The organism is Peterkaempfera podocarpi (genome assembly GCF_042466665.1).
Classification (GTDB): domain Bacteria; phylum Actinomycetota; class Actinomycetes; order Streptomycetales; family Streptomycetaceae; genus Peterkaempfera; species Peterkaempfera podocarpi.
In genome coordinates, this window is the sequence record NZ_CP162102.1 from 4,602,410 (window position 1) to 4,627,086 (window position 24,677).

15 protein-coding genes, 5 tRNA genes and 1 pseudogene are annotated in these 24,677 nt (G+C 71.8%); 12 read left to right on the plus strand and 9 right to left on the minus strand.

Features of this window, described 5'->3' with window-relative positions:
• Positions 1–373 precede the first annotated feature (373 nt).
• A tRNA-Asp gene (locus tag AB0761_RS20200) sits at positions 374–447 on the minus strand.
• Positions 448–539: 92 nt separating this feature from the next.
• Entirely contained in the window at positions 540–4,478 is a 3,939-nt protein-coding gene (gene hrpA / locus AB0761_RS20205) for an ATP-dependent RNA helicase HrpA (protein WP_377270483.1), read from the minus strand.
• Positions 4,479–4,822: 344 nt separating this feature from the next.
• Here hrpA and AB0761_RS20210 point away from each other — a divergent pair, with 344 nt between their 5' ends.
• The gene (locus AB0761_RS20210) at positions 4,823–5,563 is read left to right on the plus strand and encodes a hypothetical protein (RefSeq protein ID WP_377270485.1); all 741 of its coding nucleotides are present in this window, start codon (positions 4,823–4,825) and stop codon (positions 5,561–5,563) included.
• 93 nt (positions 5,564–5,656) lie between these two features.
• On the opposite strand, the gene AB0761_RS20215 is transcribed toward AB0761_RS20210, so the two are convergent.
• On the minus strand, positions 5,657–5,923 hold the full coding sequence (locus tag AB0761_RS20215) for a DUF6295 family protein (protein WP_377270487.1): 267 nt from the start codon (positions 5,921–5,923) through the stop codon (positions 5,657–5,659).
• 2 nt (positions 5,924–5,925) lie between these two features.
• Positions 5,926–6,669, minus strand: coding sequence for a dienelactone hydrolase family protein (locus AB0761_RS20220; protein ID WP_377270488.1), 744 nt, complete (start codon positions 6,667–6,669; stop codon positions 5,926–5,928).
• 41 nt (positions 6,670–6,710) lie between these two features.
• Between AB0761_RS20220 and AB0761_RS20225 the strand changes: the two genes are divergently transcribed.
• The 8 genes and pseudogenes from AB0761_RS20225 (at position 6,711) to AB0761_RS20260 (ending at position 16,879) form a co-directional block, all read left to right on the plus strand.
• Positions 6,711–7,160, plus strand: a complete 450-nt coding sequence (locus AB0761_RS20225) for a MarR family winged helix-turn-helix transcriptional regulator (RefSeq protein WP_377270490.1) — start codon at positions 6,711–6,713, stop codon at positions 7,158–7,160.
• Positions 7,161–7,290: 130 nt separating this feature from the next.
• Positions 7,291–8,376 carry a hypothetical protein gene (locus AB0761_RS20230; protein ID WP_377270491.1) on the plus strand — a complete coding sequence of 362 codons (1,086 nt, stop codon included), beginning with the start codon at positions 7,291–7,293 and terminating at the stop codon, positions 8,374–8,376.
• A gap of 8 nt (positions 8,377–8,384) precedes the next feature.
• Positions 8,385–9,566, plus strand: a complete 1,182-nt coding sequence (locus tag AB0761_RS20235) for a toxic anion resistance protein (protein ID WP_377270492.1) — start codon at positions 8,385–8,387, stop codon at positions 9,564–9,566.
• Entirely contained in the window at positions 9,563–11,173 is a 1,611-nt protein-coding gene (locus AB0761_RS20240; protein WP_377270494.1) for an extracellular solute-binding protein, read from the plus strand. Before AB0761_RS20235 ends, AB0761_RS20240 begins: the two co-directional genes overlap by 4 nt.
• Positions 11,160–11,800 (plus strand): annotated as a pseudogene (locus AB0761_RS20245) (hypothetical protein). Before AB0761_RS20240 ends, AB0761_RS20245 begins: the two are co-directional and overlap by 14 nt.
• Before the next feature lie 78 nt (positions 11,801–11,878).
• The gene (locus AB0761_RS20250) at positions 11,879–12,676 is read left to right on the plus strand and encodes a methyltransferase domain-containing protein (RefSeq protein WP_377270495.1); all 798 of its coding nucleotides are present in this window, start codon (positions 11,879–11,881) and stop codon (positions 12,674–12,676) included.
• Between the two features lie 208 nt (positions 12,677–12,884).
• Positions 12,885–14,630: an NlpC/P60 family protein gene (locus AB0761_RS20255; protein ID WP_377270496.1), complete on the plus strand. Its 1,746-nt coding sequence runs from the start codon at positions 12,885–12,887 to the stop codon at positions 14,628–14,630.
• A 581-nt stretch (positions 14,631–15,211) separates the two neighbouring features.
• The gene (locus AB0761_RS20260) at positions 15,212–16,879 is read left to right on the plus strand and encodes a hypothetical protein (RefSeq protein WP_377270498.1); all 1,668 of its coding nucleotides are present in this window, start codon (positions 15,212–15,214) and stop codon (positions 16,877–16,879) included.
• Positions 16,880–17,377: 498 nt separating this feature from the next.
• On the opposite strand, the gene AB0761_RS20265 is transcribed toward AB0761_RS20260, so the two are convergent.
• The 5 genes from AB0761_RS20265 to AB0761_RS20285 form a co-directional block, all read right to left on the minus strand.
• A tRNA-Phe gene (locus AB0761_RS20265) sits at positions 17,378–17,451 on the minus strand.
• A 36-nt stretch (positions 17,452–17,487) separates the two neighbouring features.
• Positions 17,488–17,561, minus strand: a tRNA-Asp gene (locus AB0761_RS20270).
• 37 nt (positions 17,562–17,598) lie between these two features.
• Positions 17,599–17,671 (minus strand) — tRNA-Glu (locus AB0761_RS20275).
• A gap of 105 nt (positions 17,672–17,776) precedes the next feature.
• Positions 17,777–19,357 (minus strand): metallophosphoesterase, encoded by a 1,581-nt coding sequence (locus AB0761_RS20280; protein WP_377270499.1) that lies wholly within the window; start codon positions 19,355–19,357, stop codon positions 17,777–17,779.
• Between the two features lie 72 nt (positions 19,358–19,429).
• A complete protein-coding gene (locus tag AB0761_RS20285) occupies positions 19,430–19,771 on the minus strand; it encodes a metallopeptidase family protein (RefSeq protein WP_377274228.1) in 342 nt (113 codons plus the stop codon).
• Positions 19,772–20,967: 1,196 nt separating this feature from the next.
• Here AB0761_RS20285 and AB0761_RS20290 point away from each other — a divergent pair.
• The 3 genes from AB0761_RS20290 (at position 20,968) to AB0761_RS20300 (ending at position 24,643) form a co-directional block, all read left to right on the plus strand.
• Positions 20,968–23,319, plus strand: a complete 2,352-nt coding sequence (locus AB0761_RS20290) for a DEAD/DEAH box helicase (protein WP_377270500.1) — start codon at positions 20,968–20,970, stop codon at positions 23,317–23,319.
• 186 nt (positions 23,320–23,505) lie between these two features.
• A tRNA-Lys gene (locus AB0761_RS20295) sits at positions 23,506–23,578 on the plus strand.
• Positions 23,579–23,815: 237 nt separating this feature from the next.
• Entirely contained in the window at positions 23,816–24,643 is an 828-nt protein-coding gene (locus AB0761_RS20300) for a class I SAM-dependent methyltransferase (RefSeq protein WP_377270502.1), read from the plus strand.
• Positions 24,644–24,677 lie beyond the last annotated feature (34 nt).

A 24,677-nucleotide genomic window follows, 5' to 3' on the forward strand; every position in this document is an offset into this window, starting at 1 on the left:
GACTGCCCGCCGTACCCGTCGAACGGCGGGTACGCGCCGAGGCCCCGACCGCCGCCGGCGACGGGGATCGGCGCGCTGCGGGACGACGCGACGTTGGTCGGCCCGGTCGGCCCCGCCCCGGCCCCGGAGCTCGTGGACGCGCCGGCACAGCGCCCGGGACCTGCGCCCCCTGGAGCCGGGCTGCCCGCTGCCCGTGAGGGGCGCGCCGCCCCGCAGGGGCAGTCAGGGTCTCGCGGGCATGCCCCGAGGCCGCTGACCCGCCGAGGCCGCTGACCCATCGGGCTTGCTGACCCACCAAACGCGGACCCACCAAAGGCGGACACACCAAAGGCGAGAGGCCCGGAGTCTGTGACTCCGGGCCTCTCGCCCACTGCGATCCCGACGGGACTTGAACCCGCGACCTCCACCTTGACAGGGTGGCGAGCTAACCAACTGCTCCACGGGACCAGGATCGATCTTCGCTGCTCGCGCGGCGACAAGACAGATGTTACTGCATGCGGAGCCCCAGGTCGAACTGCCTCCCGGGGCTCCGCGACCGGTCAGGCGGCGGTCGCCCGGTCCATGGCCTTGAGGATCCGCTTCTCCGAGATCGGCGTCGGCGTGCCGAGGGTCTGCGCGAAGAAGCTCACCCGGAGCTCCTCCAGCATCCACCGGATCTGCCGCACCTCCTCGGACGGACGCTCCCCGGCGGGCACCGCCGCCAGCAGCTCCGCGTACTCCTGCTGGAGCTGCTCCACCCGCTGCAGATGCTGCAGATCCCGCTGCGGATGGTCGGGCAGCGCCTCCAGACGGCGCTCCGCGGCCAGCAGATAGCGCCTGAGGTCGGGCAGCCGCGCCCAGCCGGTGCCGGTGACAAAGCCCGGGTGCACCAGTGCCGCCAGCTGGGCCCTGACATCCGAGACGGCCGGCAGCAGCACCGGGCTGGAGATGGTCTTCAGCCGGTTGGTGGCCCGCTGGAAGGCGATCAGCGCCGAGGCGGTCTTCAGAGTGGTGTCCGCGGCGGTGTCGTACAGCTCCGCACGCACCTGGTCGCGCAGCTTGCCGAACCCCTCCTCGTCCCAGGCCGGGCCGCCGGCGTCCGCCGTCAGCTTGTCGGTGGCGCAGCAGACGATGTCGTCGAAGAGGGCCCCGATGCTGCCGTGCGGGTTGTTGGAGAGCGCCAGCTTGGCCTGGTTGCCCAGCCGGCCCTGGATCGACTTCACCGGGGAGGGCGTGGTCAGCACCAGCAGCCGCCGGGTGCCCGCCCACATGGCGTGCTGCTGCTCCTCGGCGGTGTCGAACAGCCGCACCGAGACCGAGTCGCCGTCGTCCGCCAGCGCGGGATAGGCCCGGATGGAGTGCCCGCGGCTGCGCCGCTCGAAGGTGCGGGGTAGCGCGGGGGTGCCGGACGGCCAGGCGGTGAGGCCCTGCTGTTCCAGGCCCTCGTCGGAGGCGGCGGACGACAGGGTGGCCTTGAGCTTGGGTTTCAGCCGCAGCCGCAGCTCCTCCAGGTCCTTGGACTCGGCGAGCCGGCGGCGGCGCTCGTCCACCACCCGGAAGGTGATCTGCAGATGGTCCGGTACCGGCGTCTGTCCCCAGGCCTCCGGCGGGACCGTCACCCCGGTCATCCGCCGCAGCTCCCGCTCCAGCGCCGGCAGCAGCGGCTCCTGGCGCGGGGTCACCTTCTGCAGCACGGCCTTGGCGAAATTGGGCGCCGGGACGAAGTTGCGGCGCACCGCCTTGGGCAGTGACCGGATCATCGCGGTGACCAGCTCCTCCCGCAGCCCGGGGATCTGCCAGTCGAACCCCTCGGAGGAGACCTGGTTGAGCACCGGCAGCGGGATGTGCACGGTGACGCCGTCGGCGTCGCTGCCCGGCTCGAACTGGTACGTCAGCCGGAAGCGCAGCTTGCCCTGGTGCCAGTGGTCCGGGTAGTCCTCCTCGGTGACACCGCCCGCTGCCTCGTTGATCAGCATGGACTTCTCGAAGTTCAGCAGGTCCGGCTGGTCGCGCCGGGTCTGCTTCCACCAGGAGTCGAAGTGCGCGGCCGAGACCACGTCCTCCGGCAGCCTGCGGTCGTAGAAGTCGAACAGGGTCTCGTCGTCGACCAGGATGTCGCGGCGCCGGGCGCGGTTCTCCAGCTCCTCCACCTCGGACAGCAGCCGGCGGTTGGCGGAGAAGAACTGATGGTGGGTCTCCCAGTCGCCCTCCACCAGGGCGTTGCGGATGAACAGCTCCCGGCAGAGCTCCGGGTCGATCCGCCCGTAGTTGACCTTGCGCTGGGCCACGATCGGGATGCCGTACAGGGTCACCTTCTCGTACGCCAGGACGGCTCCGGCCTTCTTCTCCCAGTGCGGCTCGCTGTAGGTGCGCTTGATCAGATGGCCGGCCAGCGGCTCCACCCACTCGGGCTCGATCTTCGCGTTGATCCGCGCCCACAGCCGGGAGGTCTCCACCAGCTCGGCGGACATCACCCAGCGCGGCGGCTTCTTGAAGAGGCCCGACCCGGGGAAGACCGCGAAGCGGGCCCCACGGGCGCCCACGTACTCCCGCTTCTCCACGTCCATCAGGCCGATGTGCGAGAGCAGCCCGGCCAGCAGCGAGGTGTGGATGCGCTGGGCGTCGGGCTCGGCGCCGGGCACCGGCTCGGTGATGTGGACGCCCAGCTGCTTGGCGACCGTACGCAGCTGGGTGTAGATGTCCTGCCACTCCCGTATGCGCAGGTAGTTGAGGTAGTCGGTGCGGCACATCCGGCGGAACGCGGAGGAGGAGAGCTCCTTCTGCTGCTCCCGGATGTAGCGCCACAGATTGAGGTAGGCCAGGAAGTCCGAGGTCTCGTCGGCGAAGCGGCGGTGCTTCTCGTCGGCCGCCTGCCGCTTCTCGCTGGGCCGCTCGCGGGGGTCCTGGATGGAGAGCGCCGAGGCGATCACCATCACCTCGCGGACGCAGCCGTTGCGGTCGGCCTCCAGCACCATCCGCGCCAGCCGGGGGTCCACCGGCAGCTGGGCGAGCTTGCGGCCGAGCTGGGTGAGGCGCTTGCGGGGGTCCTTCTGCGCCGGGTCGAGGGCGCCCAGCTCGTGCAGCAGATTGACACCGTCGCGGATGTTGCGGGAGTCCGGCGGGTCGATGAAGGGGAAGGCCGCGATGTCGCCCAGGCCGGCCGCGGTCATCTGGAGGATGACGGAGGCGAGGTTGGTGCGGAGGATCTCCGCGTCGGTGAACTCGGGACGGGAGAGGAAGTCCTCTTCCGAGTACAGCCGGATGCAGATGCCGTCGGAGGTACGGCCGCAGCGGCCCTTGCGCTGGTTGGCGCTGGCCTGGCTGATCGCCTCGATCGGCAGCCGCTGCACCTTGGTGCGGTGGCTGTAGCGGGAGATGCGGGCGGTGCCCGGATCGATGACGTACTTGATGCCGGGAACAGTGAGCGAGGTCTCCGCGACATTGGTGGCCAGCACGATCCGGCGGCCGCGGTGCGACTGGAAGACCCGGTGCTGCTCGGCGGAGGAGAGCCTGGCGTACAGCGGCAGCACCTCGGTGTCCCGCAGCCCCAGCTTGCCCAGTGCGTCGGCGGTGTCGCGGATCTCCCGCTCGCCGGAGAGGAAGACCAGGATGTCCCCGGGGCCCTCGGCCTGGAGCTCCACCGCGGCGTCGCAGATCGCCTGCACCTGGTCGCGGTCGCGCTCCACCTCCTCCGCGCCGTCGCCCTCCTCCACGATCGGGCGGTAGCGGACCTCCACGGGGTACGTGCGCCCGGAGACCTCGATGATCGGGGCGTCGCCGAAGTGGCGGGCGAAGCGCTCCGGGTCGATGGTGGCGGAGGTGATCACGACCTTGAGGTCGGGGCGGCGCGGCAGCAGCTGCCTGAGGTAGCCCAGGATGAAGTCGATGTTGAGGCTGCGCTCATGGGCCTCGTCGATGATCAGGGTGTCGTACTGGCGCAGCTCGCGGTCGGTCTGGATCTCGGCCAGCAGGATGCCGTCGGTCATCAGCTTGACCAGGGTGTCCTGGCCGACCTGGTCGGTGAAGCGGACCTTCCAGCCGACCGCCTCGCCCAGCGGGGTGTTCAGCTCCTCGGCGACCCGGTCGGCGACCGTGCGGGCGGCGATCCGGCGCGGCTGGGTGTGGCCCACCAGGCCCTTGATCCCCCGGCCCAGCTCCAGGCAGATCTTGGGGATCTGGGTGGTCTTGCCGGAGCCCGTCTCACCGGCGACGATCACCACCTGGTGGTCGCGGATGGCCGCCGCGATGTCGTCCTTCTTCCTGGCGACCGGCAGCTCTTCGGGGTAGTTGATCACCGGTACGGCGGCCCGGCGCTGCTCCAGCCGCAGCTCGGCCTTGCCGATCTCGGCCGCGATCTCCTCGGCGATGCTGCTGCGGGCCTCGGGGCTGCGTACCCGGCGGGCGCCGTCCAGCCGCCGTTCGAGCCGCCGCTGGTCGCGCAGCATCAGCTCGGGCAGCCGGGCCTGAAGGTCGGCGAACGGAGAACTCACAGAGGGCATCCCCATACAGTCGCAAGAAACGGCGGGCGGTCGCACGCGGGTTTTCGCCGCGCAGCACAGCCGCGGTCAGCTGCCAGTGTGCGGCAGTGGCCCGGCCGGCTGCCGCGAGGGCTCGGCCCGGGCGCCGGCGGGCGCTCGGCTCGGATGCCCCGTTGCGGCCGGCTGCCCCCATCGGCCCTCGGTCCCCGAATCGGGCCCGGAGATCGAGGATAGCTCCGAGCGAGAGGGTTCCAGAGGCCCGACCCGCCTGGACCATCCCCGGTCGCGGGCGTCCGCTGTGGCCTGGAGGCTGAGGTCATGCCGTCAGGCACTGGCGGCCCGCGTACGACAGGAGCAGCCCGGTGGTGACCACCCAGCGCACGATCGTCCTCGGCAACCCGTCCGCGTCGCGGCGGCGGCGCTCTGCCGCGGCTGCGGCTGCCCTGCTGGCGGCGGCGGTCGCCGGGGTCGCGGTGGCGGCCTGCAGCAGTTCCCCGTCCACCGGGGGCGGTGCCGCGCCGTCGGTTGCGGCGGAGGTCTCCCGGATCGCCGGGTCGGCGGCGGCGGTCGCCTCGGAGCATGCCGCCTCGGCGGCTGCCAAGGCGTCCGAGGCGGCGGCCGGGATCGCCTCGCAGGCGCAGTCGCAGGCCTCCGCGGTCCAGTCGGCGGCGGCGTCCTTCGCCTCGGCGCATCCCTCCGTGCTGGCCTCGGTGTCGGCGGGTGCGGCGTCCCTGGAAGCCCGGGCGCACGCCTTCGAGGCATCGGTCGAGGCGCGGGTGCGGGGCGGCCAGGCCTCGGCCTCGGCTGCCCTCAAGTCGGTCAGCGGGAGCGGCAACGCGGTCGCCGACGTACGGCTCACGGGGGTGCCCACCGCCACCACCGGGGGCCGCCCGGGGGCTTCGGTGCTGATCACCAACCACGGCCGCGACATCGCCTCCTACGCCGTGCAGGTCGACTTCGTCGACGCCTCCGGCAAGACGGTGGAGACGGCGGTGGTCGGGGCCCAGGACCTGGCGGCGGGGGCCTCGGTCACCAAGCTGGCCTTCGCGGCCCACCCGGCGACCGGGACCACGACTCCCAAGGTCGCCAAGGCCCAGCGCTTCTGAGCGCCGGCGGGTCACCGGTCCGGCCGGGCGCAGGGCCCGGCCGGACCGGCGGTCGCGATCAGCCGATGGTCGCGATTCAGAAGGTGCTCCCGATCAAACGGTGAGCTCGGCGGGCACCGCGGCCAGTGCCTCCTGGATGGCCGCCACCAGCCGGCGGGCGGACTCCGCTGTCAGCTCCAGGGCGACCCGCGCCGAGGGCCCCTTGCTGGGGTCGGCGAAGTCGATGTTGAGCGTGTGCTCGGCCATCGCATGAACGGGGTGGTCGAAGTACACCGTCACATCGGTCACATGGAACCAGGAGCCGCCCGGCCCCTTCGCGCTCCCGTCGATGCTGTCCTTGACGGTGGTGTAGGTGCACACGGTCAGGCCCCCAGGTGCTTGCCGAAGAAGGCGGTGATCCGCTCCCAGCCGTCGTTGGCGGCGGCCGCGTTGTACGAGGGGCGGTCGACGGCGAAGAAGGCGTGGCCCGCCCCCTCGTAGGTGTGGAACTCGAACTCCTTGCCCTGGGCGGTCAGGATCTGCTCCAGCTCCGCGACCTGCTCCGGACCGGGGAAGCTGTCCTCGGCGCCGAAGAGCCCCAGCAGCGGGGCGCGCAGCTCCGGCAGCCGGTCCACCAGGTTGGTGACCTTCAGCGGGAAGCCCTCAGGCGGGGTGCCGGTGACAAAGGCGCCGTAGCAGTCCACCGCGGCGTCCACATCGAGGCTGCAGGCCGCCAGCACCGTCTGCCGTCCGCCGGAGCAGTAGCCGATCACGCCGACGTTGCCGTTGGAGCTGTCCAGCGCCCGCAGGGCCGCGGCGGCACCGGCCACATCGCCGATCAGGCGCGCGTCCGGAACTCCGCCGGCGGCGCGGGCCACCGCGGCGGCGTCGTCGGGGGCCGCCCCCGGTGCCTCGCGGGTGTACAGGTTGGGGCAGATCGCGTCGTAGCCGAGCTCGGCGAAGCGGCGGACGATCTCCTTGGTGGCCCGGTCGTAGCCGGGCATGTGGTGGATGACCACCACGCCGCCACGGCGCTGCTCGCCCTGCGGGCGGGCCAGATAGGCCTCGATCTCGTCGCCTTCGTGCCCGGTGATCCGGACGGTCACCGCGCTGAGGGAGTCACTCATGGGAACAGCCGCTCCTGTCATAAGTACGGACTGATAAGCCTATGCTGATGTTCTCGGGCGACTCCATCGAGGCGGCACGTGTCGCAGCCGACCTGCGCGCCTGCCCGGGGCCGCTGGTGCGCCGGCTGCGCCAGGTCCGGCCGGACGACGAGCCGACCCTCTCGCAGACCTCGATGCTGGTACGGCTGGACCGGGAGGGCCCGGCCTCCCTCGCCGCACTCGCGGCCGGTGAGGGCATCCGGCCCCAGTCGGCCTGCACCATCGTCAGCGCCCGGGAACGGCGAGGGCTGGTGGCCCGCACCCCGGACCCGGACGACGGCCGGCGGATCGTGGTGGCGTTGACCGGCACCGGACGGGACGGCCTGCGCGGCGCCGGCCAGGAGCGGGCACGGCGGCTGACCGAGGCGACATCGGACCGGCTCACACCTGCCGAGCAGCAGCAACTTGCCGCTGACCTGCCGCTGTTGGGCAAGGTATCCCGCCACCTCTGACGGGCCGTCCGCAGCACGGCGGCCCGCTCCACCGGAGCGGCCTCGTCCGGTTCCATACCGGGAACGTTCATTCACCGCCTGTTCACCACGAACCAGCCGGCGCGCTGTGTCCCGTGAGAACACTCCCTGCGTGAGACGCATATTCTCAGTGGCCCTCGCGGTCCTGCTGGTCGTCGGCATCGTGGCCGCCGTCCTGGCAGGCCGGGACAAGGGGCAGAGCACGGCGACGACGACCGTGCGAGGGGTCATCGGATCGGAGAAGGCGGAGTTCTTCGCCGACCCCGACGTGGTGAAAGCGTTCGCCGACCACGGGCTGACCGTCCAGACCGAGACATCCGGATCCTGGGCCATGGACAGCCTCGACAGCAGCGGATACGACTTCGCCTTTCCCAGCAGCAGCGCACCCGCCGACGAACTCCGCAGCAAGTCGAAGACCCCCGGCGGAGCGCTGCGGCCTTTCTACTCGCCCCTGGTGGTGGCCGCGCACCGCGACGCCGCCGAGGTGCTGGCCGCCAACGGACTGGCGACCCTGCCGGGCGGGCAGTCCGGCACGCTGCGCATGAACGCCTATCTGACGGCGATGCGGAAGAACACCACCTGGCAGCAGTTGAAGGGATCCGCCGCCCACGCCGAGCTGACCGGCACCCTCTTCATCACCAGCACCGACCCGCTCTCCTCCAACTCCGGGGCGCTCTATCTCGCCGCCGCCTCCTATGTGGCCAACGGCGGCGAGGTGGTCGCCGCCAGCCGCGGCGTGGCAGCCACCGCGCCCCTGCTGCACAAGCTGATCGCCGTCCAGGGCGCCCAGCAGTCCAGCAGCGACGCACCCTTCCGCGACTTCCTCAGCGGGGTGGGCAATCCGCTGGTGCTGGTCTACGAGTCGCAGGTGGCCTCGCTGCTGGTCCGCCACCAGGCCGGGGAACTCGGCGACCTGGTGGTGCTCTACCCCGACACCACCGTCTCCAGCGACCACACCGTGGTGCCGTTCACCGAGAACGGCAAACGCGTCGGGGAGCTGCTGCGCGACGACTCCAGACTGCGGCAGCTGGCGGTGCGCTTCGGGTTCCGGCCGCAGGGCGACACCAAGGAGTTCAACGCGGCGGTCGCGCCGTACACCGCATACCTCAACCAGAAGCTGACCGGTGTCCGGCAGGCACCCGTGCCCACCTCCGCGGTGATGCGCGAGATCGCCCGCCTGGCCCGGGACGAGAAGTAGGAGCCGGCATGGCCACCCCCGACGACTCACCGCTGGTCCTCACCCCGCCCGACCCGGTCGCACCGGTACCCAAGGAGCGGGCCTCCGGCCTGGTGCCGCTGGCCGACGGCGTACGCGCCGACATGGAGCGCCGCGCCACCGCCTATGTGGAGGGCCTCGCAGGTCTGGACGCCCGCAGCCCCGAGTTCGCCTCCCGGCTGGGCGAGATCGCCTCGCTCGGCAGCGCCGACATCCGTGCTGCCGCCCAGCAGTCCAACCGGATGCTGGAGCGCACCGTCCGCTCGCTCTCCGGCGGACCCGGGTCCGACGCCGGCGCCCGGGTGTCCGCGGGCCTGGTCGAGCTGCGCCGTACCGTCGAGGACCTCGACCCCGGGGACAGCCCCGGCCGCGGTGCCCGCCGGCTGCTCTCCCGACTGCCCGGCGGCAACCGGCTGCGGGACCACATCGCCCGCTACGCCTCCGCGCAGGCGACCCTGCAGGGGATCGTCGGCAGCCTGCGCAGCGGCCAGGACGAACTGCGCCGCGACAGCGCCGCCCTGCACACCGAGCGCACCCGGCTGTGGGAGGCGATGGGCAGGCTCCAGGAGTACGCGGTCCTCACCGACGCGCTGGACGGCGCCGTCGAGCGGCGCATCGCCGAGACCGAGGCCGACGACCCGCAGCAGGCCGAGGCGCTCCGCGCCGACCTGCTCTTCCCGGTCCGCCAGAAGCACCAGGACCTGCTGACCCAGCTCGCCGTCTGCGCCCAGGGCTATCTGGCGATGGACGTGGTGCGCCGCAACAACGACGAACTGGTCAAGGGCGTCGACCGGGCGGCCACCACCACCGTCACCGCGCTGCGCATCGCGGTGATGCTCGCCTCGGCCCTGGACAACCAGCGCAAGGTCGTCGAGCAGGTCAACGCCCTGCGCGGGACCACCGAGGACCTCATCCGCGGCAATGCGGAGATGCTCGCCGGTCAGAGCGGCGAGATCCAGCGGATCGCCGCCGACCCGGCGGTGGGGGTGGAGACCCTGCGCAGCGCCTTCCAGCAGATCTACCGGACCCTGGACGCCATCGACACCTACAAGGCGCAGGCGACCGAGACCATGGCGGCCACCGTCTCCACCCTCACCGCCGAACTCCAGGACGCCGGAGCCCGCCTGGAGCGCAGCCGCGCCATCGCGGAACTCGAGGGAGGGGCTGGATGAGAACCGCACTGCGCACCGCGGCCGTCGCCGTACTGGCCGCGTTGCTGCTGTCCGGCTGCGATGGCGGCAGCTCCGGCGCGGACGAGTCGGCCACGCACGGCGCTCCCAAACCCCGGGCCGGGACGCTGCGGGTGCTCGCCGGCAGTGAACTCTCCGATCTGGAACCGGTGCTGAAGGCCGCCGAGAAGGCCACCGGGGTGAAGGTGGTGCCCACCTACAGCGGCACTCTGGACGCCGTGCAGCAGATCGCCTCCGGGCAGGCCGACCGCAGCTATGACGCGGTGTGGCTGCCCTCCGACGACTATCTGCGGCTGCACCCCGACGCGGCCCGGCGGATCGCCTCGGAGACCCCGGTGATGACCTCACCGGTCGCCCTGGGGGTGCGCGCCGAGGCTGTCCAGAGGCTCGGCTGGGACCCGGAGAAGGTCACCTGGGCGCAGATCGACCAGGCCGTCACGGCGGGGAAGCTGACCTATGGGATGACCGACCCGGCCCGATCCAACTCCGGCTACTCCGCACTGGTGGGCCTCGCCTCCGCGCTCTCCGGTGCGCAGTCCGCGCTCACCGAGCAGGACGTCCGGCAGGCGGCGCCCGCCCTGAAGCGGTTCTTCGCCGGGCAGAAGCTGACCTCCGGCTCCTCCGGCTGGCTCGCCCAGGCCTACGCCAGGCAGGGCACCGTGGACGCCCTGATCAACTACGAGTCGGTCCTGCTGTCGCTCAACCGCGACAGCCACACCGACCTGACGGTGATCCGCCCGGTCGACGGAGTGGTCACCGCCGACTATCCGCTGACCCTGCTGGCCTCCGCCGGGACCGAGCAGCGGACCGCGTACAGCGAGCTCACCCGCTATCTGCGCAGCCCCGAGGCCCAGCAGGCGATCACCCGGCAGACCCTGCGCCGCCCCGTGGTCGCCTCGGTGGCTCCCGACCCGGCACTGCCCGCCGGCCGCCGCCGCGAGCTGCCCTTCCCCGGCAGCCGCGCCGTCGCGGACGGACTGCTGGACAGCTATGAGAACCAGCTGCGCCGGCCCTCGCGCACGGTGTACGTGCTGGACACCTCCGGCTCCATGGAGGGCGACCGGCTGAGCCGGCTCAAGACCGCCCTCGCCGGGCTGACCGGCACCGACAACACCCCCGGCAAACGCTTCAGGGATCGCGAGGAGGTGACGCTGATGCCCTTCGCCGACACCGTGAAGAGCGTGCTCACCCACACCGTCGAGGAGGGCCGGCAGCAGCAGGCGCTGAAGGCGATCCGCGCCGACACCGACGCCCTGCGGGCCGACGGCGGCACCGCGATCTACAGCAGCCTCCAGGAGGCCTACCGCTATCTGGGGCAGCGCGCCGGCCAGGCCGGCGGAGACCGGTTCACCTCCATCGTGCTGATGACGGACGGCCAGAACACCGCGGGTGGGGGCGCCGGCGACTTCAACTCCTTCTATGCGGCCCTTCCCGCGGACCAGCGGAGCGTCCCGGTCTTCCCGATCCTCTTCGGCGACTCCGACCGGGCCGAGCTCCAGCACATCGCCGATCTGACCGGCGGGCGGCTGTTCGACGCGGTCGGCAGCTCGCTGAGCGGCGCCTTCGAGGAGATCCGTGGCTACCAGTAGAAGCTCCCGGCGGGGCCCGGCGGCCTATCTGGAGTCCCGTAAGAACCTCACCGGCTGCGCCCTCGCCATCGGCGGCCTGGTGCTGTACTTCGTGGGGGTGGCCGGCTCCCTGTGGCCGCTGGTCGTCGCCGGGCTCTACGCCGTCGGCGCGCTGCTGGCGCCGCCCGAGCGGCCGTCGTCGCCGGACTTCCCCGCACCCGAGGAGCAGCTCTCCGCACTCCGCACCGACCTGGCCGCGCTGCGGGACTACCTGGTCGAGGCGCAGCTGGAGAGCCGCTTCGCCGATCTGCTGGAGCGGCTGGCCGCGCTGCTCGACCCGGACCGCGGCGGCGACGTCCTGGCCGGCGACCCGGAGGCGCTGCACGCACTCTCCCGGATCGTCCGGCAGGACGTGCCGGAGGCGGTCGACGCCTGTCTGCGGGCCCGCTGGTGGAACCGTCTCACCCCGGCACCGAGGCGCCCGAACGGCATCTGGACCGGCAGGCGGCGCTGCTCACCGAGGAGGCCACCCGACTGGTCGGGGCCCTGCGTGAGGCCGAGGAGCGCCGCCAGCACATCCACACCCGCTATCTGGAGCAGCGCCGCCCCTGGTCCGAGGACGACCACCGGGACCCGACGCTGCCGTAGCGCAGCTCCCGTAGCGCCGCCCGGCCGGACGGGCCGCAACATCCCCTTCGACGCTGTGGAGTTGATTGACTGGCGTCCATGGCCACCACACGGTTCGAGTCCGCCGCCCCCGACCCGCTCGTCTATCTCGACCGGCTCGCCGCGAGCGACCTGGGCCGCGCCTACAAGGGGCGGATGCTCGCCGAACTCGGAGTCCGCCCGGGGCACACGGTGCTCGATCTGGGATGCGGCCCCGGCGCCGACCTCGGGGCACTCGCCGAGGCCGCCACCGTGACCGGCCGGGTGATCGGCGTCGACCACGACCAGGCCGCGGTCGACGCGGCCAGGGAGCGCACCGCAGGCCGGCACACCGTGACCGTCCGGCTCGGCGACATCCATGAGCTGCCGCTGGCGGACGGCACGGCCGAGCGGGCCCGGACCGATCGGGTGCTGCAGCATGCCGCCGACCCTGCCCGGGTGCTCCGCGAGGTCCGGCGAGTGCTGCGTCCCGGCGGGCGGCTCGTCATGGGGGAGCCCGACTGGCACACCCTGACCGTCGACCATCCGGACGGCGATCTGTCGCTTGCCTACACCGGGTATGTCACCGACCGGGTCATCCGCCATGCCCGGATCGGCAGCGGGCTTCCCCGGCTGGCAGTGGAGGCCGGATTCACGGTGCCCGTGGTCATCCCGGTCACGCCCGTCCTGCGGGACGTCCGGGCCGCTGACGCGATCCTGGGGCTGGAGCGCACCACCCGGCGGGCCGTGGCCGACGGCTGTCTCACCGAGGAGGCGGCACAACGCTGGCTGGATCACCTCGCGGATGGGCCCTTCCTTGCGTCGGTGGTGTTCTACATCGTCGTGGCGGAGGTGCCGCCGCAGCAGGGCGGAGAGTGAGTCAACTCCCGTTCATGACAGGGCTGTTGTTCGGACGTCCGCGACGGGCTCGTGGTGACCACCGAGGCCTCACCGAGCAGCAACATCACCGGGTATCGGCAGAGCGCGATCGCGGTTCCCATCGGCTGGTCATCTTCCGTCACAGGGGCGGTATTTGAGCGATGAGGATCACACCGGGAGCCGGAAAGGCGTACAGCATGATGTGCACATGGTTCATGCTTCTCGGCGCAGTCTGCTGGCTGCCTTCGCGGCTTCCGTCCCGCTCAGCGGTCTGATCGGCGCCACGGCGCGGGCGGCCGACCCGGCCGCGCCCGTCGAGCCTTTCGCGGCTTCTAACGGTCTGGCGTCGGCCCTCTCCTCGGTGACGCTCCCCCCGCTGGACGCTTCCTACTTCACCCCGGTGACACTGGGCACGCCGCTCACCGCGACCGTACTGCCGGGCACCCCGGCCCGTACCGAGGTGACCTCCGGGGGGACACGCGTCGCGCTGCTGACCCACGGTGCGCGGACGGTTGTCCTGCCGGGTCCGCAGCGTACGTTCACCGAGAACAAGCGGCCCTTCGTGGACGACTTCCAGCGCACGCTGCCGGACCTGTCGCTGCCGGCCGAGAGCCGGCAGTACTGGGGCACCTCCCCGGGCGGCGGCAGCTGGTCCACCCTCGGGCCCGTGGACACCGACTACTCGGTGGTGCCGGGCGCCGGCATCATCACCCTGACCAGCGACTACGCCAGCCGCCACGCCAGTCTGCACGACGACGAGACCACCGACGTGGATGTGCGTTCCGTGGCCGGGTTCGACAAGGTGCCCACCGGCCAGGCGTGCTCGTACGCGCTGTCCTTCGGCTACCAGGACACGCACAACAACTACCGCGCCCGGCTGTCCTTCCTCACCTCCGGTGCGGTCGAACTGCGCGTCGAGAAGGAGGTCGCCGACACGGTCACCCAGCTGGTGTCGGCCCAGACCCTCGCCACCGGTGTGTCAGCGGGCACCTACTGGACGATCCGAGTACGCCGTGAGGGCTTCCGCATCAGGGCCAAGGCGTGGCCCTCGGGCTCGGCGGAGCCGTCCGCGTGGGCCGTCGACGTCAGCGACTCCACCTTCCCCAAGGGCCGGGTGGGCCTGCGTGCACTGGCCAACAGCGGCTGCACCAACCTGCCGATCAAGCTCACCGTCAGCCGCTTCGAGGTGGACGCGGCGAACTGGGAGGTCCCGCCGAGCGTCACCCACGGTGACTGGGTGCGGGTGCTGCCCCAGCCCTTCGACGGTACGTGGACCGACGAGGTGGAGCAGACCATACGGGGCTGGGCCGGCTCCACGGCCCCGGACGTGCTCGCGTACGCGGCGATGTTCCTCGGCGGAGCGCCGGCTGTGACCGCCGGGGCCGGCCCGGCCCAGGGCAAGCAGGTGCTGGGCAGGTCCGGGTACGGCTATCTGGATCCCCAGGGCTACCGCTACGAAGGCGCCGACTTCCACGAGTACATGGGCATCGGCTGGACCTTCGACGACGGGGCCTACACCGGGCCGTCGAGCAAGCAGGTCGGCAATCTCGACTGCTCGGGCTACACACGGATGGTGTACGGCTACCACATGGGTGTGCCGCTGGCCGCGGACCAGGACACCTCCGGTCTGCGGATCCCCCGCAAGTCCCGGGACATGGTCGACCACGCACCCGGTGTGCGGATCGACCGGACCGACGGCACCAACCCGCCCACAGCGGCGCTGCTCCAGCCGGGTGACCTGGTGCTGTTCAACGCCGACTCCGGCGACGACAACCCCACGGTCACCGTCGACCACGTCGGCATCTATCTGGGCCCGGACGCGGCCGGCAAGCGCCGCTTCCTCTCCAGCCGCAAGACCGTCGACGGACCCACCATGGGCGACCTCGGCGGTGCCTCGCTGCTGGACGGCACGGGCACATACGCCACGAAGCTGCACACGGTGAACCGCATCTGACGTTGGGCTGGGCGTTCGGTCGGGGCGGGCTGGACTCCGGCGACGGAGTCCAGCGGCGCCGGCGGCCGATGTCACAGTGATGCGAAAGGCCCCGAAGTGAATCTGCTTCGGGGCCTCGTGCCTGTTCAGGCGCCGGCAGGGTACGCCCCGGGGGTGATCTGCCCTATGACCTGCATCCGATCCGTAGGTCGCGCCATCCAGCGTGCGGCAGCGGAGATCTACGCGGCCGTGGGACGGGTCAAAGACTGCCTTGCCCGTGTGCCCACCGGAGCTCAGCCGATGTAAGGCTCCTGGCGGGTGTTGTCCAAGCCCGTGCCAATGTTCTCGCCGATGTCGTGCCCGCCCCGGGGAGCGGTCATCCCTTGTCATCCGTCGGGTGGGTATGGATGTTCTCGCGGCGGTGATGCAGCGATACCGCACGATCCCCAACACGACGCGGGACCTCGTACATGGAGCGCCGGCAGCGCAGGTGGCCAGGCGGATGAAGCGCTAGAGTTCGCCCCTGCGTCGTGATCAACACCCCTCGGGGTGTACTGCGCGATGCGGCTACCTTGCCATCTGTGTCCTTGGGGGGACTGTTGATGAAGCGCTCTGTCAGGACCGCGATATGCAGCGCTGTCATCTCGCTGGCCCTGGCTGCACCGGTGCCTGCCGCCCATGCCCTCGACGGCGAGCCTGAGCTGCTGCAGGTCGCATACGTGATCGGCGACCCTCAGACCTTGGCGCTGGAGGCGGAGGCGAACAGTCCCATCACCCATGTCACCGCGCACTTCTTTCCCAAGGGCGCGCTGCAGGACGCACCCGAGGTCTACGAGACCGACGACTTCGTCCAGGACGGCACCCAGGGACCCTCGCGTTCGTTTTGGCACAACGCTCACCCCCTGCTGCTGCCGGCCTTCGGCCACTATCGGGTCACCTTCGACCTCACGGACGCCGACGGCGACCAGACGTACGGGCTGTGGGACGCGGAGTCCTTCGGCGGCTACTTCTGGTACGCCGGCAACGCCAGGATCGAGGACTTCCAGGCGACACCGACGCATCCCGACTACGATCACCGCACCCTCACCCTGACTGGCCGCCTGACCACGAGCCTCCCGGGTCATCCTGAACAGCGGACCCCACTTGCGGATACACCGGTCGACGTAGTCGGCAGCGAGGTGACGACCGACGAGGACGGTCGCTTCAGCCGCGTCCTCCCCGTCAACTCACGTTTCGTTGACGTGTCCGCCTGCGCCTGGGCGTCCGAGGATCATTACGTCGCTTGCTACCAGGACCCCGACATCGTGAGCACCGCTCTGGCACCCACCCGGATCCAACTGTCCACCGCCGCCTCCGCCACCCTCGACCGAGGAGCCACAGTCACCTACCGCGGGACCGCCCAGGTGCTGACCGCGGCTGGGTGGAAGGCACTGCCGGCTGCCCGCGTCACCCTCGACATTCCGCCCGCTGCACGCAACGGCATTCCAGAAACCCTGGCCACTGCCACCAGCGACAGCCACGGTGCCTTCGCTCTGAGCACCACGCCCATCGCCAGCGGCCATGCCGTCATCGCCGTCGACGCCGAGGATGCCCCCTTCTACGGCGACAGCCCTCACGTGCCGGTCTCCTACACCGTGGTTGTGCGCCCGAGGATCAGCGTCACCGGCTTCTCGGCCAAACTCGACCCCCGGTCGCGACTGACCGCCACCACGCAACTGCGAGCTCCTGCAGCCTCCGTGAACACGCGCGTCCCCGCTGTCCTGGAGCGCTCAGCCGACGGGCGCACCGGGTGGCAGACCGTCAAGAACCTCACCGTCGACCTCAGCCATGGTTCGGCCCGCCTCACCACCACCGTGGACAAGGCACCCTCCGCCTCCTACTGGCGTGTGCGCCTGCCCGGTACCCCCCAGCTGCTCGGCACGGGTACCGACAGCCTCTGGGTGCACCGCTGGCCCACCCGGTTCGCTGGGCTGAACGCCTCGCCCGAGCCCGTCCGTGCAGGCGGCTACGTCACCGTCAGCGGCACTCTTCAGCGGCAGAGCGCGGCAGGCTGGATTCCAGTAAGCGCCCGCCAGACCGTCTACATCGGGTTCCGGCGCGCGGGAAGCAGCACCACCACATGGGTCGGTTGGGTGACCACCGATTCCCACGGCCACTTCTCCACCCGGATCCGCGACTACCACGACGGCTACTGGACGGCTCGCTGGTTGACCGACAACCCCTACTTTCTCCAGACGGTCAGCGCAGCCGACTACGTGGACGTCCGCTGACCCGAACGCATCGGGCTCACCCAGGTTGCGCGGCTGCTCCGGGACGAGATTGTGCAGCGGTAGGGCCCGGACACCCCGAGTGAACGGCCACACCACCGAGTGGTGATCACCGAGGACCCGCAGGCGGGTACAGCCAGGGACCTTCCCGGTTGCCACGTTCAACGTTTGGGGGAACCCCATATGTCTCGGCAGGAACTCGAGCCCAGGGTGGGGGAGTCGCTGGTGGTGAGGATCTTCTTCGCTCCGGAACAGTAGGCAGCGCGATCGCCCTCGCCGAACGACTCGTTCGGCGCGGTGAGCCACAGAAGGCGGTTGCTCACCTTCGGGACCGACTCGACGGGACCAAGGTGCTGCGACGGGAGCACCTGCGACAGTCGCCGCCCCGGTGAGATCATCGGGGCGTCTCCACCGTGACCGTTCGCCGCGCGCTGAAGTCACGGTCATGCGAAAAGCCCCGAAGCACATGCGCTTCGGGGCCTCGTGCCTGGTCAGGCGATGTGGCCAGGGCCGGGGTCGAACCGGCGACCTTCCGCTTTTCAGGCGGACGCTCGTACCAACTGAGCTACCTGGCCGTACTGCTTTGCTGCATCCCCAGAATAGGGGATGAGCGATCCCGACGGGACTTGAACCCGCGACCTCCACCTTGACAGGGTGGCGAGCTAACCAACTGCTCCACGGGACCTCGTTACGCAGATGGGCTCTGCGTGTGGGTACTGCGGTGCCCCCAACGGGATTCGAACCCGTGCTACCGCCTTGAAAGGGCGGCGTCCTGGGCCACTAGACGATGAGGGCTTTATGGCCCACCCGGCTTCCTTGCGGTCGTCGGGGACGTCGAGAAGCATATGGGATGCCGGGCGGGAACGCCAAAACAGTTTGCGGCCTGTCGCCGGTCGGGTGTCAGGGCGGTGGTGCGAGGCTCACCCGGGGGCTCACCTGCGGAGTCGCCGGTGGCGCCGGGCTGGGGGGCGTGGTGAGGGATTCGTCCGCCAGATGACGGTCGATCTGGGCGGTGGTGCGGCCCAGTCCGCCGAGGGTGATGTCGTCCCAGGCCTGGAGGCGGTGGGTCACCCGGTCGAAGTAGAGGACGGAGAGGGTGACCGGGGTCGGCGGGTTGCTCTCCAGGGCGCGCAGGCCCGAGCCCCCCGTGGAGCCCTGGACGAAGAGCCGGGTGCCGTGGTCGAGCATCCGGGTGTCGCGGACATGGGTGTGCCCGGCGAGCACCAGCGGGACCGTCCCGTCCAGCTGCACCGCGGCGGTGGGCTCATGGACGGCGGCGATGTCCGGGGGCGGCCGGGTGGCGGTGATCCTGGAGGCGAAGGCCTGGCCCATGGCCCGTTCGGCGTCCTCCCCGCCGACCTGCACCGAGCGGTCCGGGGTGAACTGCGGATCTCCCCAGCCGGCGATGCGCAGCCCGGCGACGGTGACGGTGCGGCCCTGGTCCAGCACCACGGCGTGCTTCTGCCGGGCGACCGCGGCCTGGCTGGCCGCCGAGTCGTGGTTCCCGCGGACGTAGACATAGGGGGCGCCGAGGGTCGGGATGTCGTCGGCGAAGGCGTTCTCGGCGACGGAGCCGTGGTCCATCAGGTCGCCGGTGTCGATGATGGCGTCGATCTTGTAGTCGGTGACCACCGATCGGATCAGGTCCCAGGCGGTCGGGTTGAGGTGAATGTCGGAGACATGCAGCACCCGCACGGTGCCCGGGTCCGGGTTGTAGGCCGGGAGGGTGGTCGCGGTGTCGTAGAGCCGGGTGACATTGGTGACCAGCTTGGCCAGTTCCTGGCGGTACACGTCGAAGTCGCTGACGATCGACCGGGCATTGCCGACGACCTGCGGTGCGCCCGCCAGCAGGCCGGTGAAGTGCGGTTCCAGCACCGACTTGGGGTTCCAGCTGAGGGCCGCCCCGCCGAAGGTCGCGGCCAGCAGGCCCAGTGAGGTGCCGGCGGCGGCCAGTGCCCGGCCGGGGCGGCGGTAGATCACCAGGCCGGCCGCGCAGCCTCCGACGGCGACCGCGGCGGCGGCCCGCAGACCCAGGTCGAGCATGCCGCGCTCGACTCCGGTGACCACGTCGTTCTGCAGCCCGGCGAGGCGGGTGGGGTCCTTGGCGATGGCCCTGGCGGCGTCGGGGTTGAGCCGCCGTACGTCGACGTCCAGCCGGAGCGGGGCGCGGTGGGTGTCCAGTTCCAGGGAGCCCAGCGGGGCGATGTCGACCCGGCTGCCGCCGCGCAGATCGGGGTGGAGGGACATCCGGGTGTCCATCGGGCCGACCCGGGCGGGCGCGCTGCCGATCACCATCAGGCCGAGCAGGCCGCCGAACACGGCCACCAGTGCCAGTACGACAGCCTGCCGCAGTCCGGTGGGGGGCCGGGGCAGCCGTCGCTGTCCCGGCGGACGGGTCTTTCGGGCAGGTCGGGGCGGGCGCGCTCTGCGGAGCATGGCGCGCGTGCGGTTGCGGAGGTCTGCGGCCATGGTGGGGAGCATGCCCGGAGGGTACGTCCGGCATACGGCCCGTCGGGGAGAACCGCTCCGGCGGGGCTGAGGACCCGACAGGCCCTATCCCCAGCCGAGCTGGTGGAGACGTTCGTCGCCGATACCGAAGTGGTGGCCGACCTCGTGGACGACGGTGGTGGAGACCTCCTCCACCACCTGCTCGCGGGTCTCGCAGATCCGCAGGGTGGGTCCCATGTAGACGGTGATCCGGTCGGGCAGCACCCCGGCGTACCACTCGCCCCGTTCGGTGAGCGGGGTCCCCTCGTAGAGCCCCAGCAGCTCCGGGTCCTCGGGGGCGGGCTCGTCCTCCACGAAGACGGCGACATTGTCCATCAGCTTCGCCAGCTCGCCGGGGATGCGGTCCAGAGCGTCGCCGACCAGGGCCTCGAACTCGTCTCGGGTCATCTCCACCGGGCCATTGTCGGTCCACAGGCTGTGGACGGGACAGCTTCGCGGCAGACCTCGCGCGTCCGCCGCCGACATGCTGACGCCGGGTCGGCGGCGCCGCTGGTACAGCCCGGCCGGGGCCCCGCCGCCCACTCGGACGCAGCGGCCGTGTCCTCCCGGTCGGCTGTGCGTTGGGCACCGGTAGTGGCCGCGCGCTGCGGGCGGCCGGGGCGGGGCGTAGGAGAGGTGTGCTGTGAGAGCGGTCAGTTCGGTGACTTCCGGGCCCGGTGCGGCATCGGCGTGGGCGGCACACCCCTTCACGGGGTGCCGCCGCCGCGTACTGCGACGGGCCGCCGCGACGGCCGCCGCCGGGGCGCTTGCGGCCGTGGCACTGAGCGGCTGCATGGAGCTGAGCGCCGCGCCCGCCTCGCAGGACTCGCGATCCGGGGGGCAAAACAGCTCCGGCGAGCGGGTCCAGGGTGGCTGGGAGGGCGGCGCGACCCCCGCGCGGGGCTCGCGTCCGGTGCCGGCCGGGTCCAGGGGCGCGGGCGCGGTGGATGTCTCCGCCAGCCCGTCGGGCACCCTGGGGCCCTCGCCGACGCCGGGTGCGCCGGCCCGGCCTGCGGGGGGCGCCTCGGCGCACCCGGCGCCCAGCGGCCGGGGCAGCGCCGGTCCGGGTGCCAGCGCGGGGGCCGGCGCGGGCAGCGGAGGCGGTGGCATCGGCGGGGGCTCGGGGACGGGAGGCAGCGCGGGGGCGACCGGTGGCGCTCCCCAGCAGCCCAGTCCGCAGCCGAGTGGATCCGCCTCCGCGACCAGCGGCGCGCCGTCCGCCCCGCCGGTCCCGACGTCCACCTCCAGCGGTGAGGCCTCGGCTCCGGCCTCGGGCAGTCCCAAGCCCTGACCGCGGGCCGCCGGGGGTGTGGCGCGGTCGTGGACGCGGGGCCGTCCGGAATGCCCGGCGACGCGTTACCGTTGGTGGAGAACGATCCCGCGGCGGGCGCCGTGGGCCGGCGGTTGTGGACTGCTCCTTCGGGGCGATTTGCACTCCTCCGTTCGTGGCGCCTATAGTGGTAGATCGTTTGATTTCATCTGCCCGGCGCCGGTCACAATTCCAGGCGCTCTTGGCGCGTTCCGGCGATCCGTGGCTTGACTGCATCGAGGCGGTCTGTGCGAACCCGCGGACTTAGGCGCGTGCCACTTCCGGAAGGTTCTGCATGTCTCTCGTTGACGACGACCGCTTCGCCATGCCCGCGAACGGTTCCGCCGCCGATGCCCCTGCCGCCGTCATCCCCGACCTCGACGACCTCCGCGAGCTCGACGACGTCCTCGACACCGCCGAGGAGGCCGCCCTCGAGGAGGCCGCCGAGACAGCCGAGGAGGCCAGTGAGCCCACCGTCACCTTCGGTGACCTCGGTCTGCACGACGACATCGTCCGCGCCCTCGCAAAGCGCGGCGTCATCACCCCGTTCCCCATCCAGGCCGCGACCATCCCGGACGCGCTGGCCGGCAAGGACGTGCTGGGCCGCGGTCGCACCGGCTCCGGCAAGACCCTGAGCTTCGGCCTGCCGCTGCTCACCCGCCTCGCCGAGGGCCGCACGCGGGCCAAGCGTCCGCGCGGCCTGATCCTCGTCCCCACCCGTGAGCTGGCCATGCAGGTCTCCGACGCGCTGGAGCCCTACGGCTCGGTGCTCGGCCTCAACCTCAAGGTGGTGTGCGGCGGTACCTCGATGCCGCGTCAGATCTATGCGCTGGAGCGCGGTGTCGACGTCCTCGTCGCCACCCCGGGCCGACTGCGCGACCTGATCGACCGCGGCGCCGCCTCCCTCGACGAGGTGCAGATCGCCGTCCTCGACGAGGCCGACCAGATGGCCGACATGGGCTTCCTGCCCGAGGTCACCGAGATCCTGGACCTGGTTCCGGCCGGCGGCCAGCGGATGCTCTTCTCGGCCACCCTCGAGAACGAGATCGACACCCTGGTCAAGCGCTACCTGCAGAACCCGGTCACCCACGAGGTCGACCCGTCGGCGGGCGCGGTCACCACCATGACCCACCACATCCTCGTGGTGAAGCCCAAGGACAAGGCGCCGATCACCAGCGCCATCGCCGCCCGCAAGGGCCGCACCATCATCTTCGTCCGCACCCAGATGGGCGCCGACCGCGTGGCCGAGCAGCTGCGCGAGTCCGGCGTGCGCGCCGACGCGCTGCACGGCGGTATGACCCAGGGCGCCCGCACCCGGACGCTGGGCGACTTCAAGGACGGTTATGTCAACGTCCTGGTCGCCACCGACGTCGCCGCCCGCGGCATCCACGTCGACGGCATCGACCTGGTGCTCAATGTGGACCCGGCCGGTGACCACAAGGACTACCTGCACCGCTCCGGCCGCACCGCGCGGGCCGGCCGCTCCGGCATCGTGGTCACCCTGGTGCTGCCGCACCAGCGGCGCGGCGTCTTCCGGCTGATGGAGGACGCGGGGGTGGACGCCTCCCGCCATGTCGTGGGTGGCGCCTTCGACGCCGATGTGGCCCGGATCACCGGTGCCCGCTCGCTCATCGAGGTCCAGGCCGAGGGTGCGGCCGGCGCCGCCAAGGCCGCCGAGCGCGAGGTCGAGGACATGACCCGCCACCTGGAGAAGCTGCAGCGCCGTGCCACGGAGCTGCGGGAGGACGCCGACCGGCTGGCCGCCCGCGTGGCGCGCGAGCGTTCCGAGCTGGGCCTGGAGGAGGAGCCGGCGGAGGCCGACTCCGCCGCCGAGCCCGCTGCCGCCGACGAGGCGGCCCCGGCCCCCGTCGCCGAGGTCACCGAGACCCCGGCCGAGGACAGCCGTGGCGGCGACCGTCCGTTCAACCGTGACCGGGATGACCGTGGTGGTCGTTCCTTCGAGCGTCGCGATGACCGGGGTGGCTTCAACCGCGACCGTGGTGGCGACCGTCCGTTCAACCGTGACCGTGACGACCGTGGTGGTCGTTCGTTCGAGCGTCGTGACGACCGGGGTGGCTTCAACCGGGACCGTGGTGGCGACCGTCCGTTCAACCGTGACCGTGACGACCGTGGTGGTCGTTCGTTCGAGCGTCGTGACGACCGGGGTGGCTTCAACCGCGACCGCGGTGGCGACCGTCCGGCGCGTTCCTTCGACCGTCCGTACGGCGGCGACCGTGACCGTGACGACCGTGGTGGTCGTTCGTTCGAGCGCCGCGATGACCGGGGTGGCTTCAACCGCGACCGCGGTGGCGACCGTCCGGCGCGTTCCTTCGACCGTCCGTACGGCGGCGACCGTGACCGTGACGACCGTGGTGGTCGTTCGTTCGAGCGTCGTGACGACCGGGGTGGCTTCAACCGCGACCGCGGTGGCGACCGTCCGGCGCGTTCCTTCGACCGTCCCTACGGCGGCGACCGCGACCGTGGTACCAGCCGTCCGGTGGCACGCCGCGACGACCACCGCTCCGGTGGCAGCCGCGACCACGGCAGCAGCCGCGACCACGGCGGCAGCCGCGGGTTCGAGCGCCGGGACAACGGCGGCGGCTTCGGCGGCGGCGACCGCAAGCCGCGCTGGAAGCGCAACGGCTGACCCTGCCTGACGGCAGCAGCACACCAAGGCCTCGGGCCCGCCCCTCTCACAGGGGCGGGCCCGAGGCTTTTGCATGCGGCGATCCACGTCGGCCTGATCCGCCCGATTCCCTGCCGGTCTGCCCTGACCTGCACGGATGGCATCTGTCGGCGTGCGGTGGCACAGGCTGGCATAATGAGGCGCCTCGGGCCGCTAGCTCAATTGGCAGAGCTGCGGACTTTTAATCCGTAGGTTCAGGGTTCGAGCCCCTGGCGGCCCACTCGTGAGACCACGCCCGACCCGCTCCTGTCCCGCCCGCGTGGCCGCTCTGACGGTCCGTCCGGGATCGGGGCGGACCGGGGCCGGCCAGTCGGCCCGCCCCGGCGGGTCCCTCCGGCAGACCGTTCGGCCCCGCGCGGGCCGTTGCCGCACCGAGCCCCTCCCACCCCCCTTGCCCACCAGCGCCGGCCGGGCCCCGGCTAGGGTGGCTGCCCGGACCGAGGGAAGGGGCGGCCGGATGACCGAGTGGGACGCGGCGAGGTTCGACGGATTCGAGCGGGAAGGGTGGGCGGGGCGCGCCGACGCCTATGGCACGGGCTTTGCCGAGCTGACCGCCCACACCGTCCGACCGCTGCTGGACGCGGCCGGGGTGCGTGCCGGTCTACGGGTGCTGGACGTGGGCTGCGGTCCCGGCAGGGTCGCGGCGGCCGCGCTGGCCCGCGGCGCCCGGGTGACGGCGGTGGACGCCTCCCCGGAGATGGTGCGGCTGGCCGCTGCTGCCCACCCGGGGCTGGACGTCCAGGAGGCGGTACTGCCGCACCTGCCCTTCCCCGACGCCACCTTTGACGCCGTGACCGGCAACTTCGTGGTGAACCACCTGGGCGATCCGGTCGCCGGGGTCGCCGAACTGCTGCGGGTGCTGCGCCCCGGCGGACGGCTGGCGCTGTCCTGCTGGGAGCGGGAGCGCATGCGTGCGACGGCGGTCTTCGGTGAGGCGGTCGCCGAGTCGGCGGTGGTGGTGCCGCCCGGTCTGCCCGCGGGCGGGATGTTCCTGCGGGACGCCGAGGACCGCCCCCAGGCCTTCCGGGACCTGCTGGCCGCGGCGGGCGCAGCCGGGACGCAGGCGGCGCAGGAGGCCTGGACGCACCGGGTCGACCCGGACCGCTGGTGGCGGGATGTGATCGCCGGTACGCCGCTGACCGGGGCCGTGATCTCCCGGCTGGCAGCGGAGGAGGTCGCGCTGGTGCGGAAGGCCTACGACCGGCTGGTGTCGGCGTTCGCGGTGCCGGGCGGCCTGGTGGAGCTCCCCGCGGTGGCGCTGATCTGCTCCGGTACGCGTCCCTGACCGACCGCCGCGGCGGCGGGTGCGGCGGAGACGC

Coding starts and splice junctions, on each gene's coding strand:
- AB0761_RS20220 (WP_377270488.1), bottom strand. CDS start 6,669: ATGAGTGACTCCCTCAGCGCGGTGACCGTCCGGATCACCGGGCACGAA.
- AB0761_RS20225 (WP_377270490.1), top strand. CDS start 6,711: ATGCTGATGTTCTCGGGCGACTCCATCGAGGCGGCACGTGTCGCAGCC.
- AB0761_RS20260 (WP_377270498.1), top strand. CDS start 15,212: ATGAAGCGCTCTGTCAGGACCGCGATATGCAGCGCTGTCATCTCGCTG.
- hrpA (WP_377270483.1), bottom strand. CDS start 4,478: ATGCCCTCTGTGAGTTCTCCGTTCGCCGACCTTCAGGCCCGGCTGCCC.
- AB0761_RS20280 (WP_377270499.1), bottom strand. CDS start 19,357: ATGCTCCCCACCATGGCCGCAGACCTCCGCAACCGCACGCGCGCCATG.
- AB0761_RS20255 (WP_377270496.1), top strand. CDS start 12,885: ATGGTTCATGCTTCTCGGCGCAGTCTGCTGGCTGCCTTCGCGGCTTCC.
- AB0761_RS20285 (WP_377274228.1), bottom strand. CDS start 19,771: ATGACCCGAGACGAGTTCGAGGCCCTGGTCGGCGACGCTCTGGACCGC.
- AB0761_RS20300 (WP_377270502.1), top strand. CDS start 23,816: ATGACCGAGTGGGACGCGGCGAGGTTCGACGGATTCGAGCGGGAAGGG.
- AB0761_RS20250 (WP_377270495.1), top strand. CDS start 11,879: ATGGCCACCACACGGTTCGAGTCCGCCGCCCCCGACCCGCTCGTCTAT.
- AB0761_RS20240 (WP_377270494.1), top strand. CDS start 9,563: ATGAGAACCGCACTGCGCACCGCGGCCGTCGCCGTACTGGCCGCGTTG.
- AB0761_RS20235 (WP_377270492.1), top strand. CDS start 8,385: ATGGCCACCCCCGACGACTCACCGCTGGTCCTCACCCCGCCCGACCCG.
- AB0761_RS20290 (WP_377270500.1), top strand. CDS start 20,968: ATGTCTCTCGTTGACGACGACCGCTTCGCCATGCCCGCGAACGGTTCC.